The organism is Ereboglobus sp. PH5-10 (assembly GCF_029504735.1).
Classification (GTDB): domain Bacteria; phylum Verrucomicrobiota; class Verrucomicrobiia; order Opitutales; family Opitutaceae; genus Ereboglobus.
This window is the reverse complement of the sequence record NZ_JAQFIP010000008.1, coordinates 157,116-169,206: the sequence shown is the minus strand read 5'-3', so window position 1 is coordinate 169,206 and position 12,091 is coordinate 157,116. Positions and strand designations below refer to the sequence as shown.

At 61.6% G+C, this 12,091-nt stretch carries 8 protein-coding genes; 4 read left to right on the top strand and 4 right to left on the bottom strand.

The window, feature by feature from the left end; all coding sequences use genetic code 11:
- Positions 1-32: 32 nt before the first annotated feature.
- Both M2447_RS08450 and M2447_RS08445 read right to left on the bottom strand, forming a co-directional pair.
- Positions 33-3,986, bottom strand: a complete 3,954-nt coding sequence (locus M2447_RS08450) for an excinuclease ABC subunit UvrA (RefSeq protein ID WP_277558235.1) — start codon at positions 3,984-3,986, stop codon at positions 33-35.
- A gap of 31 nt (positions 3,987-4,017) precedes the next feature.
- A complete protein-coding gene (locus M2447_RS08445; protein ID WP_277558234.1) occupies positions 4,018-5,142 on the bottom strand; it encodes a glycosyltransferase in 1,125 nt (374 codons plus the stop codon).
- 168 nt (positions 5,143-5,310) lie between these two features.
- On the opposite strand from M2447_RS08445, the gene lpdA reads away from it, so the two are divergent.
- The 3 genes from lpdA to M2447_RS08430 all read left to right on the top strand — a co-directional run bounded on the left by lpdA (position 5,311) and on the right by M2447_RS08430 (position 8,236).
- Positions 5,311-6,708, top strand: coding sequence for a dihydrolipoyl dehydrogenase (lpdA, locus tag M2447_RS08440; RefSeq protein WP_277558233.1), 1,398 nt, complete (start codon positions 5,311-5,313; stop codon positions 6,706-6,708).
- Between the two features lie 91 nt (positions 6,709-6,799).
- Positions 6,800-7,687 carry a TerC family protein gene (locus M2447_RS08435; protein ID WP_343215385.1) on the top strand — a complete coding sequence of 296 codons (888 nt, stop codon included), beginning with the start codon at positions 6,800-6,802 and terminating at the stop codon, positions 7,685-7,687.
- A gap of 6 nt (positions 7,688-7,693) precedes the next feature.
- Positions 7,694-8,236 carry an adenine phosphoribosyltransferase gene (locus tag M2447_RS08430; RefSeq protein ID WP_277558230.1) on the top strand — a complete coding sequence of 181 codons (543 nt, stop codon included), beginning with the start codon at positions 7,694-7,696 and terminating at the stop codon, positions 8,234-8,236.
- 207 nt (positions 8,237-8,443) lie between these two features.
- Here M2447_RS08430 and M2447_RS08425 read toward each other — a convergent pair whose 3' ends face one another.
- Together M2447_RS08425 and M2447_RS08420 are read right to left on the bottom strand one after the other, a co-directional pair.
- On the bottom strand, positions 8,444-10,066 hold the full coding sequence (locus tag M2447_RS08425) for a hypothetical protein (protein WP_277558229.1): 1,623 nt from the start codon (positions 10,064-10,066) through the stop codon (positions 8,444-8,446).
- Between the two features lie 99 nt (positions 10,067-10,165).
- Positions 10,166-11,326, bottom strand: coding sequence for a sialidase family protein (locus tag M2447_RS08420; protein WP_277558228.1), 1,161 nt, complete (start codon positions 11,324-11,326; stop codon positions 10,166-10,168).
- 123 nt (positions 11,327-11,449) lie between these two features.
- Between M2447_RS08420 and M2447_RS08415 the strand changes: the two genes are divergently transcribed.
- Positions 11,450-12,091 carry an MBL fold metallo-hydrolase gene (locus tag M2447_RS08415; RefSeq protein WP_277509614.1) on the top strand — a complete coding sequence of 214 codons (642 nt, stop codon included), beginning with the start codon at positions 11,450-11,452 and terminating at the stop codon, positions 12,089-12,091.

The window sequence follows — 12,091 nt, the reverse complement described above, 5'->3', positions numbered from 1 at the left end:
CTTTGTTGATATTATATGTCAACTTTTTCTTTTTATACTTGCTGGAGGGATTTGTTTTTTTGTTTTTTTTTGTTGGGGGGGGGGGGCGCCGCCCCCCCCCCCCCCCCCCCCCCCCCCCCCACTTCGATGTTGTGCTCTTTGTAGCGGTCGAGTTTTTCGAATTTTTCGACGGGGAAGAGGCGTCCGTCGGTGCGCATGTGGGTGTGGCCTTGTTTCTCGATCCAGGTGGCGATGGGTTGGTGGTGGCCTTTGCGTCCGCGGATGAGCGGGGCGCAGAGGTAGAGTTTTTTCGCCTTCTTCGCGCGCGGATCGGTGGCGAGGATTTTGGCGAGGTGGGCGCGGAGTTGCGCGAGCGTGAGCGGAACAATGGGGAGGCCGGTGCCGGGGTGGTGCTGCACGCCTAGGCGGGCGTAGAGGAGGCGGAGGTATTGCGCGACTTCGGTGATGGTGGCGACGGTGGATTTGCGGGAGCCGCGCGTGATGCGTTGCTCAATGGCGACGGTGGGCGGGATGCCGGTGAGCAGGTCGATGTCGGGGCGCGGGAGTTGCTCGACGAACTGGCGCGCGTAGGGCGACATGGATTCCATGAAGCGGCGCTGGCCCTCGGCGAACACGATGTCGAACGCGAGCGTGGACTTGCCCGAGCCGGAGACGCCGGTGACGACGTTGAGCGCGTGATGCGGGATGGCGAGGGAGAGGTTTTTGAGGTTGTTTTCGCGCGCGCCGGTGATGTTGAGCGAGGCGGGGGATGAACCGCGAATGGACGCGAATGAACGCGAATCCCCGGCGGGGAGCGAGGTTGGTTTTTTTTGAGATTTGGATTTTGGCGATTTGAGATTTTTTTGGAATTTGGGGTTTTGGATTTTGGAATTTGCGAGCGCGGCGAGCAGGTAGGGCGCGGTTTCGGTTTTGGTTTGGGCGAGGTGCTCGGGCGTGCCTTCGGCGACGATGCGGCCGCCGCCGGCTCCGGCTTCGGGGCCGATTTCGATGATCCAGTCGGCGGATTTGAGGACGTCGATGTTGTGCTCGATCACGATGACGCTGTGGCCGCGGTCAACGAGGGCGTGCAGGACGGCGAGCAGGCGTTTGACGTCGTGGCGGTGGAGGCCGGTGGTGGGTTCGTCCAAAAGGAGCAGGGCTCCTTTTGGAATTTCAGATTTCAAATTTGAAATTTCAGATGAAGTGGCGGTGGCGTTACTGTTTGTGCCGGAGAGATGGCGGACGAGTTTCAGGCGTTGCGATTCGCCGCCGCTGAGCGTGTTGAGCGGCTGTCCGAGGGTGAGGTAGCCGAGGCCGACTTGGGCGAGGGGGGCGAGGCGGGTGGTGATTTGCGGGTGGTCAACGAAGAGGGCGATCGCGTCGTCGATGCTCGTGTTGAGGAGGTCGTGGATGCTGCGGTCGCGCCATGTGATCGCGAGGACTTCGGGTTTGAAACGGCGGCCTTCGCAAATGGGGCAGGGGACGTAAACGTCGGAGAGGAATTGCATTTCGACGCGTTCGGAGCCGAGGCCGTTGCAGTGGTCGCAGCGTCCGTCGCCGCTGTTGAACGAGAAGCTCGACGCGGTGAAGCCCGCCGTTTGCGCGGCGGGGGTGGATGCGTAGAGGTCGCGGATGTGTTCCCACGCCTCGCTGTAGAGCGCGGGGTTGGAGCGCGGGGTGCGGCTGAGCGGGGATTGGTCGACGAGGATGATTTCGCCAAACGCATCGACGCCGGTGATGCGCGCGATTTCGGCTGGGTCCTCGGCGAGGAGATGGCGTGAAACGAGGATTCCTTGATGGATGATGTTGTCGAGGAGCGTTGATTTTCCGGAGCCTGAAACGCCGCTGAGGCAGACGAGCCGGTTGAGGGGGACGGAGAGGGAGAGGTCGCGGATGTTGTGCTTGGACGCGCCTTCGATGCTCAGGAAGTCAGAGGCCAGAAGGCCAGAAGCCAGAGAGCCAGAGGATGATGCGGAGGCTGAAGATTTGGGCGCGGTTTTTCTGGATTTCTGACCTCTGGCTTTCTGGTCTCTGGCACTCTGGCCTCTGGTATTCTGGCCGCTTTCCACCGGTCTTCTGGTTTGTGGCGCGGGGATCGTTTCGCGTCCGCTGAGGTAGCGGCCGGTGATGCTTGTTTTGTGGGTGAGCAGTTTTTGCAGGGGGCCGCTGAATACAATGTGGCCGCCTTGCGCGCCGGGTTCGGGGCCGACTTCAATGATGTGGTCGGCGGCGCGGATCATGGTTTCGTCGTGCTCGACAACGACGACGGTGTTGCCGGCGTCGGTGAGCGAGCGGATGATCGCGATGAGTCGGTCGATGTCGCGCGGGTGCAGGCCGACGCTGGGTTCGTCGAGGACGAAGAGGGTGTCGACGAGCGAGGTGCCCAGGCACGAGGTGAGGTTGACGCGCTCGACCTCGCCGCCGGAGAGCGTTTTTGAGGGGCGGTCGAGCGTGAGGTATCCGAGGCCGACGTGGACGAGGTAGCGCAGGCGCGTGAGGATGCTGTCGCGCGCGAGTTTGGCGCTGTGCGTTTCGAGGGATGTGGCGGAGTCGGAGAGCGTGGACTTTTCAACGAGCGGGAGTAGTTCGCTGACGGGGAGCGTGTAGAGTTCGGGGATGGCGCGGTCTTGCCATTTCCAGCAGAGCGCGTCGGGTTGCAGGCGCTGGCCGTGGCAGGCGGGGCAGGGGTTGTAGGCGCGAAAGCGCGAGAGGAAGACGCGCACGTGCATTTTGTAGGTGTTGTTTTCGAGCCATTCGAAAAAGCCCTTCAATCCATACCAGAGGTCGTCGGTTTCGTAGTCGATTTGTTCGCCGCGGGCTTTGCGTTTCCGATATTCGGGTTCGCCGAGCATGACAAACTCGCGCTGTTTTTCGGTGAGTTGCGCGTAGGGGATGTTTGTGGGGATTTTGTGGCGGCGCGCGGCGCGGATGAGGTCTTCGCGCGACATGCTGTAAACCTGGCCGGCGAAGGCGGTGATCGCGCCGCCTTCGATGGAGAGCGACTGGTCGGGGATGGCGAGGCGGTAGTCGATTTCGATGACGCGTCCGAAGCCGCGGCAGACGGGGCAGGCGCCAAGCGGCGAGTTGAAGGAAAAGAGCGCGGGCGTGGCGGGACGGAAGGTGCGGTTGGTGGCGGGATTGTGGAGCGTGGAGGAGAATGCGGAATGCGGAGTGTGGATTGCGGAGTGATGGGAGGCGGCGGCGAAGAGTTGGAGCTGGCCGTGGCCGAAGTGGAGGGCGGCCTCGGCGGCCTCGAGGAAGCGGGCGCGGTTTGTATCCGTTATTTCAATACGGTCCTGGACGACGTGGATTTCGGCGGCGGTGTCGGGGATTTGTTTGGGGTTGGCGAGGAGGTCGTCGACGCGGGCGGATGCGCAGGCGCGTTTCCTGTCGGGAATGAGGACGCGGACGTAGGTTTGGTTTTTGAGGCTGGTGAGGATTTCGGGCCAGGTGATGTTGGCGGGCTTTTTAACGCGGAAGGTGACGATGAGCGTTTGGCCCTTGGCGGCGGCGAGGGTTTTGGCCCAGATGGTTTGCGGCGTGTCGGCCTCGATGAGCTCGCCGGTTTCGGGGTCGTGGCACTTGGCAACGTGGCTGAACCAGACTTTGAAGTAGTCGGTGAGCTCGGTCATGGTGCCGACGGTGGAGCGCGAGGTCTTGACGGTGTTGGTTTGCTCGATGGCGATGGAGGGGCGGATGTTTTCGATGCTGTCGACCTTGGGCTTGTCGAGGAGGTCGAGAAACTGGCGCGTGTAGGCGCTGAAAGTTTCGACGTAGCGGCGCTGGCCCTCGGCGTGGAGCGTGTCGAAAACGAGCGAGGATTTGCCCGCGCCGCTCAGTCCGGTGACGGCGATGTATTTGCCGAGCGGGATGTCGAGGTCGAAGCCCTTGAGGTTGTTCTGGCGGACGCCGCGCAGGCGGATGCAATCGAATGCGGAGTGCGGAGTGCGGATTGCGGAAGTGGAGGAACGGATTGCGCGGGCGGCTGGCTTTTTGGACTTGGACACGGAAACACGGAAGGGCCGTTGCCCGGTTTTCTCAAGTCGTGACTTTGGCAAAAATTTCCAAGTAACGCCGGAGCTGGGTTTGGGGGGCAAAGTGTTCCTGCGCGTGGGCTGCGACGCGGGCGGATTCGGCGGCGTGGTGTTCGGGGTCGTTGAGCAGGCGGGTGAGCGCGGCGATGAAGGCGGGCTGGTTGCCGGGGGTGATGGCGATGCCGCCACATTCGGAGACGCCGCCGACGGCGTAGGCGACGGAGGGGATGCCGTGCATGTGCGCCTCCACGAGAAAATTGGGAAGCGATTCGCTGTGCGATGTGAGGACCGCGACGCGCGCTTGTTTGTAGTAGGGCGAGGGATCGGAAAGATAACCGTGGAAGTGGACGCGCCCGACCAGTCCCATGCGTTTGACGGCGGAGCAGCAGGGGAGAAGTTCGCTGCCGGCGCCGATGATGTGAAGTTCGGCCGGTGGCGCGGGGGGGAGTTGGGAAAAGATTTTGATGAGCTCGTGGTGGTTTTTTTCAGGGCGCAGCATCGCGACGCAGAGGAGGCGGTGGGGAAGGGCTGAAGGACTGAAGGGCTGAAGGGCTGAAGAAGGGACGGCATCGGTCGATTCCTCGGGCTGGGGCGCGCTGTCGGCGTCGTGGACGATGGCGTTGTGGATGACGGAGATTTTTTCTTCGGGGACGTCGTAATTTTCGACGAGGGTTTTCGCGATTGCGTGGCTGTTGGCGATCACATGGCTCGTGGTGTGCAGCGAGCGGATGTAGGCGCGCGGGAGTTTTTTGCCGGTGCGCATGGTCGAGATGACGGCGGCGTCGGGCAGCGCGCGCGCGATGCGCCCCGCCTTGCAATTCGCCATGCGTCCCATGCAGAGCACGATGTCGGGGGCGAGGCGGCGCAGCGCGGGGATGAGGCGAGGGGCGAAAAAATCGAGGTGCGTGTCGAAGGACTGGAGACTTTGAAATTTGTAATTGGCGGAATGTTGTTGTTGCCCGGTGGAAATCTGCGATTGCGCGGACGGCGGGGCTAGCGCGCCGCCGGGGCGGAAAGTGAGCAGTGTCGTGTCGAGACCGTGCGCGGCGAATCTTCCGGCGAGGTGGACGGACTGCCGCTCCGTGCCGCCGTTTCGAAGATAATCCTGCAATATGACGATTTTTTTCATGGTGTTCGCCGTTGCAGCCAAGGGGTGTTGTCATTAGCCCGCCAATTGCAACGATGAAAATCCGCGCGCGATCATCCCGCCCGCGCGCGTTTCCCGTTGACCGTGGGCGACAGTTGCGGTGCTTTTGCACCCAGCAAATATTAATCAACAAAGACTTCCCTTCTCAACATGGCTGAAATCCAAGAATATGATCTGATTGTCATCGGCGGCGGCCCGGCGGGCTACGCGGGCGCGATTCGCGCGGGGCAACTCGGAAAAAAAGTGGCGTGCATCGAGATGGAGCGCGCCGGCGGCACATGCCTGAACTGGGGGTGCATCCCGACGAAGGCGCTGCTCAAGAGCGCGGAGCTTTACCAGAAGATGAAGCACGCCGACATCTACGGGCTGAGCGTGAAGGAAGTGACGTTTGATTTTGCGAAGGTGATCGAGCGCTCGCGCGGCGTCTCGAATCAGATGGCCAAGGGCGTCGAGTTTTTGCTCAAGAAAAACAAGGTCGATTATTTCATCGGCCGCGCGGTTGTGAACGCGCCGGGCATGGTTTCGATCACGGAGGGCGAGCATAACGGTAAATTTTTCAAAACAAAAAACATCCTCGTTGCCACGGGCTGCAAGATGCGTCGCATCCCCGGGATCGAATACGACGACGCGCGCGTGATGACCTCGCGCGAGGCACTCGCGGGCAAGTCGCTGCCGAAGTCGGTGATTATTGTCGGCGCGGGTGCGATTGGCGTGGAGTTCGCGTATTTCTACAACGCGCTTGGCTCGAAGGTGACGCTCGTTGAAATGCTGCCGCAGATTTTGCCGGTCGAGGACGCGGAAATCTCAAGGACGCTCAGCCGCGCGCTCGTGAAGCAGGGCATCGATATCCACACGGACACCAGGTGCGAAAACTTCCGCACCGGCAAGGGCGGCGTGAAAGTGGACCTCGTGCAAGGCGACAAAAAGACCGAGGTCGAGGCCGAGGTGCTGCTTTCCGCGATTGGCGTGGTGGCAAACATCGACCATGTGTTCGCGTCGAACCTCAAGCCGGAGCTCGATCGCAATTACCTGAAGGTCGGCGACGACTACGAGACCAGCATCAAGGGCATTTACGGCGCGGGCGACATTATCGGCCCGCCGTGGCTTGCGCACGTGGCGACGTTCGAGGCGGTGAGCGCGGTGAACGGCATGTTCGGCCACGGCACGCCGAAGCGCGTGAAGGTTTTCCCCGGTTGCACGTATTGCCAGCCGCAGGTGGCGAGCACGGGGCTCACTGAAAAAGCGGCGAAGGCGGAGGGGCTCGACATCAAGGTCGGCAAGTTCCCGTTCACCGCGTCGGGCAAGGCGGTCGCGTCCGCCGAGAGCGAGGGTTTTGTCAAGGTGATCAGCGACGCGAAGACGGGCGAAATTTACGGCGCGCACATCATCGGCTCGGAGGCGACGGAGTTGATCGCCGAATACGGCCTCGCCGTTGAGATGGAGGCGACCGTCGATGAGATTCACCAGACGATCCACGCGCACCCGACATTGAGCGAGGCGGTGATGGAAGCCGCCGCCGCGACCCTGGGCGAGGCGATTCACATCTGACGCGCGCGGGATTTTAACGCATTAAGAAACGACGACGATGGACGAATATCCGTTATGGGCCTGGTTGGGCTTTGGCATTTTTATCTCGGCGATGCTGGCGCTCGATTTGGGCGTGTTTAATCGCAAGGCGCATGTGGTTTCCGTGAAGGAAGCCGCCACATGGTGCATTGTCTGGTTCTCGCTGGCGATGGGGTTCAACGCCTTTGTGTGGCATGAGCACGGCTCGCAGGCGGCGGCGCAATGGTTCGCAAGCTACCTGGTCGAGCTCGGCCTGAGCGTGGACAATGTGTTCGTGTTCATCGTGGTGTTTTCGTTTTTCAAGGTGCGCGCGGAGTATCAGCACCGGGTGCTGTTCTGGGGCATCATCGGCGCGGCGGTGATGCGCGCGGTGTTCATCCTGGTCGGGGTAAAACTCATCGAGCATTTCGAATGGGTTCTGATGATATTCGGCGTGTTTTTGATTTTCACGGGCATCAAGCTGGCGCTTCCAAAAAAAGACGAGCATGTGCATCCCGAGAAAAATGTCGTGGTGCGTTTGTTTCGTAAGTTTTTTCCGGTGGCGCCCGATTATCACGAGGGGCGTTTCTTCACGAAGATCGACGGGCGCAAGGTGGCGACACCCCTGTTCATCGTGCTGCTGGTGATCGAGACGACGGACGTGGTGTTCGCGCTCGACTCGATTCCCGCGGTGCTCGGGATCACGAAAGTGCCGTTCATCGCGTTCACATCGAATATTTTTGCGATACTCGGGCTGCGCTCAATGTATTTCGCGCTGAGCGGCGTGATGGGCATGTTCCGGTTCCTGGGCATCGGGCTGGCCGTGATCCTCGTGTTCATCGGCATGAAAATGATCGTCGGATACATATTCGAGTATCACGTGAGCATCGGGTTGTCGCTTGGCGTGATCGGCGGCACGCTGGCGCTTTCGGTGATCGCCTCGCTGCTGTTTCCGGGGAAAAAGAAAACGGAGTCGCAATGATTCGCCATGCGCCCGTCCGATTACTTCAAAAAGATTTTTCGCACCGTGCGCGACTGGCCCAAGCCGGGCGTTAATTTTCGCGACATCACGACACTGTTTCACGATCCGGTCGCGTTTTCGAGGGCGATCGATGTGTTTGCGGAGGAGGGCGACAAGCGGCCGTTCGACATTGTCGCGGCGGTGGACGCGCGCGGGTTCACGATTGGCGGCGCGCTGGCATACCGCTTGCGAAAGCCGTTCGTGCTCGTGCGCAAAAAAGGCAAGCTGCCGTTCAAGACGATCTCCGAAAGTTACCAGCTCGAATACGGAACGGCCGCGGTGGAAATCCACGTGGACGCGTGCAAGCCGGGTGATCGCGTGCTGATTGTTGACGACTTGATCGCGACGGGTGGGACATTGCTTGCCGCGGCGAAACTGTTTCAGCAACTCGGCGGTGAAGTTGTCGGCGTGGCGGCGTTGATCGACCTTGTCGAATTGGGCGGCTCGAAAAAACTGCGCGCCGCCGGGCTCGACGTGTTCACGCTTTGCGAATTCACGGAGAGCGAGTAGGGGCGGGCGCGCGAAAAAGTGGAACCCAATAGCTTACTCAGAATGAGAATACCCCTGTTTTGCGCAGAAGAACCAACCGCTTTTATTTGAGCGCATTTTCTGGTAGGGCGAACCCTCCGGGTGAGCCGGGGATATTTCGGCTCACCCGGAGGGTTCGCCCTACCAAAAGGCTTTATTTCTCGTGATGATTTTAAATCGAAAAAAGCTTTAGAAATCGGCGGTGATTTCGTGCTGGTGGCCGGGTTCGAGTTTGGGCGCGCCGATGCGGGTGCATTCGACGGAATCGTTTTTGTAGAGCTTGAACGAAACGGGCGCGACGGCGTCGTTTGTTTCCCATCGCCACTTGCCGATCGAGATAAACTGGAGCGGCACGCCTTTGTTCCAGCTCAGGCCGGGGCCGTCGCCGCGAATGTAGAGTTTGTTTCCGATTCCGATGTAGGCGGTCACAATGAGCCGGGTGACGCCGTCGGCCGACATTGCGGAGCTGAAGCCGCCGTCCTCGGGTTCGCCTTGGGAATACTCGTCGGAGGGAGGCGGCAAATCGAGGTCAAGCATGGGTTCCTCGTCGCGCGGCGGTTTCGGTTTGGACGCGGCGCGTTTGCGCGGAGGCGGCGGGGGGGCGGGCTCGGGTTTGGGTGTGTCGTCCTCAACCGGTTTCGGTTTGTCCGGGGGAGGCGCCTCGGGTTGGGGCTCGACTGGAGGCGTCGGTGGCGGTGGCGCGGGGGATTGCGGGCTTTCGGTTTTGTTGGCGTGCGCGGCGCCGGGCGTTTCGCCCCCGGGTGTTTTTGGCGCGTCGGGTTTGGGCGAGGTGTTGGGAGTTTTTTCGGGCTTGGTTTTTTCCTGGAGGCGCGGGGTTGAGGGAGGGTGCGCGATGTTTTTCTTGAATGGCGGGGCGCTCGTGGCGGCGGGGGTGTCGTCCGTGTTTGACGCAACGCTGTCGTCCGCCTTCGGCGTGTTTTTGGGCTGCGCCTGGATGTGCGCGGGGGGAGTCGGCGACGGGGGTGGCGGCGATGTTTTTTCGGGGGCTGGAGTCTTGGACGCCGGTTGCGTTTGCGCGGCGGACAGTTTGCCGGACAGGTCCTTGAGTTTGTTTTCGAGCGCGGTGATTTCGCCGGCAAAGCGGGCGAGCATTTCCTTGTTGCGGCGTTCGATGGATTCGTCGACGGACTGCCCGAGTTTTTCGCGCGCGGTGTCGAGCGCGGCGGCGATTTGGGCGGGGAGGGCTTTGATGGCGGCGTCGAGCGCGCCGGAGAGTTGCCCGAGTTTGCGCGCGGTTTCGTCGGATTGGGTTTGGGCGTTTGTCTCGCGGGTGAGGATTTCGTTGGAGAATTTTTTGACGGCATCGAGGGCGTTTTCGAGTCGTTCGGTTTCGGAGGCGCGCAGGGTGTTGACTTCCTGCTCAAGCGCCTCGATTTCGGCGGAGGCGATTTCGTTGAGCTGGGTTTTCACGTCGCCGATTTTTTCCTGGAGTCGCGTGGGCAGGGTGTCGGCGTGCTTGAGCATTTTGGCGTTGGTGTCCGCGATGTCGTGCAGGCTGGTTGTGAGGATGCTGATTTGGTTGGCGGCGGCTGCGGCGGCCTGTGTGAGGGCGACAATTTGATCCTGGCGCTCGTCGAGGAGTTTGTCGCGCTGGCGTGTGTGGTTGAGCACGACGGGCAGGCAGGCGAGCACGGCGCCGAGGCAGACGCACAGCGTGATGGTTATGAGTGACGCCGGCGGAATCGGCGAGGGCGATTCGAGGGCGACCATGATCGCCAGGACGAGCAGCACGATGTCGGCGATGATAAAGGGCAGTGGGTTCAGTTTGGGTGCCTCTTGGGGAATTTTCATTGGCGTGACGTTTGGCTTTGGTTTTGCGCGTTCACATTGTTCTGGGAGGGCGGGGCTTTTCTCAAGGTCAAATATGCGCGGCCGTGCCCGCCGGGATGCTCACTTTCGGGGGCGCGTGATGCGCGCGGTGGCAATCCAGATGCCGTTGTCCCGCGGAAGGCCGTTGATGGTGGCGACGGCGACGAGCGTGTCGTCGTCAACTTGGCAAAGCGAGTTCCAGAGCGCGGCGGCGTTTTCCGGCAAATCGGGGAAGGGGGTGCTTTTGTTCGCGAAGTTTTTCGCGGAGTCGTCGCCGACATAAACGTGAAGGTTGGCGAATTTGTGCGCCTCGTTGCGGCGGTTTTCGGTGGACTGGACGGAGAGCACGGTTTCGCCTGTGCTCAACTGGATGAGGTAGGGCGCGCCGGCGTAGGTTGCGGCGGGCAGCCGGCAGTCACGGCGAAGCGCGTGCCAGCGCCGGGGGCTTTGCCCGCCAACAACGCCGTCCAAACTTCCGTCGGGGGTGAGGCTGATGATGGCCGGCTTGAATGCGCCGTCGATGCCGTTGTCCTCGATGGCGACGGCGAGCCCCTTGTTGTTTTTCAGCAGCACGGGAACGGGCATGCCGTCGCGTTTGCCCTTGCGGTGGCTGGCCGTGACGGGTTTGAGCCATGTGGCGCCGTTGTCGCGGGAGCGGAGGACGGCGATGGTTTGGTCGCCCGCGGGCGTGGTGGATTCGTCGGCATACCACACTTGCAATTCCCCGGAGGAAAGCTGGATCGGGCAGGGCTCCCAGCAACCGGTGCGCCAAGTGTTGCCGGCGGCATGGAGATCGCGCGCGCCGCCCCACGTCCGCCCGCCGTCGCTGGAAAAGGCGGCCATGATTTTATACGGCAGGTGTCCATCCTTGCGCGCCGGGCGGGCGTTCCATGTGTAGCAGAGTCTTCCGTCGGCGAGTTCGCACATCTCGGCGTTGGCATACCGGTAGCCGGATTCCTTCGCGGGCGAGGCGACGCGGACGGCGGGACCCCAGGCGCCTGCCCTGATGTTTTTCTTTTTTATATAAACCGAATCGCCGCTCGAAAAGACCAGGGCGATTTCACCGGTGGAAAGTTTCTTCATTCGCGCGTAGCCGCCGCGTGTCACGAATTCATTGGCCCCGGTGTTCCATTCGAGCGTGATTGAGGCGGCGGGGATGAGCGGCGCCGCAAGACAAAGGGCGCAAACAAGGCAGAGGCTGAATGTTTTTATGAGGCGTTGACTGGCGCGCGCGGAAACCATCCCGGATTCGTGCGTCAAAAGCGGCCGCCAGTCAATTCCGCCCGGCGGCCCGGCGGCGCGATTGATTGCGCGCGCATTTTTCCATTGATCGACACGGGGTGCTCGGTGTGCAGTCTTCGGGATATGGCTATCAATGTTCATGTGATTCCCGCAGGGCTGATTCAGACGAACGCCTATTTGCTCGCGGCGCCGGAGCGCGGCGAGGCGGTGCTCATCGACGCGCCGGGCGATGTGTGGTGGGATGTCGAGGCGGTGTTGCAGCAGGAGAAGTGCAAGCTCGTCGAGCTTTGGCTCACGCACGGGCATTGGGACCACATGCAGGGCGGGGCGGATGTGGCGCGCCGCACCGGCGCGAAGGTGCGCGCGCATCGCGACGACCAAATGCTGATTGAGACGCCCGAGGTGATGACGCAGTTCATGGGCGAGGATCTCGGGCTTGAGCCGGTTCGCGTGGACATGTGGGTGGGGCAGGGCGACACGTTTTCCGCGCTGGGCGGGGAGGTTGAGGTGCGCCATGTGCCGGGGCATTGCCCGGGCAATGTGCTGTTTTATTTTGCGAAGGAAAAAAAGGCGTTTGTCGGCGACGCGCTTTTTGCGGGCAGCATCGGCCGCACGGATTTGCCCGGCGGCAGCATGCGGCAGCTTGAGCAATCGATCCGCTCGCAAATCTACACGCTGCCCGACGACACCGCGGTGTTTCCGGGGCATGGTCCCTCGACGACAGTCGGGCGCGAAAAACTGACGAATCCCTATGTGCGCGGATAA

Coding starts and splice junctions, on each gene's coding strand:
- M2447_RS08425 (WP_277558229.1), bottom strand. CDS start 10,066: ATGAAAATTCCCCAAGAGGCACCCAAACTGAACCCACTGCCCTTTATC.
- M2447_RS08415 (WP_277509614.1), top strand. CDS start 11,450: ATGGCTATCAATGTTCATGTGATTCCCGCAGGGCTGATTCAGACGAAC.
- M2447_RS08445 (WP_277558234.1), bottom strand. CDS start 5,142: ATGAAAAAAATCGTCATATTGCAGGATTATCTTCGAAACGGCGGCACG.
- M2447_RS08435 (WP_343215385.1), top strand. CDS start 6,800: ATGCTGGCGCTCGATTTGGGCGTGTTTAATCGCAAGGCGCATGTGGTT.
- M2447_RS08420 (WP_277558228.1), bottom strand. CDS start 11,326: ATGGTTTCCGCGCGCGCCAGTCAACGCCTCATAAAAACATTCAGCCTC.
- lpdA (WP_277558233.1), top strand. CDS start 5,311: ATGGCTGAAATCCAAGAATATGATCTGATTGTCATCGGCGGCGGCCCG.
- M2447_RS08430 (WP_277558230.1), top strand. CDS start 7,694: ATGCGCCCGTCCGATTACTTCAAAAAGATTTTTCGCACCGTGCGCGAC.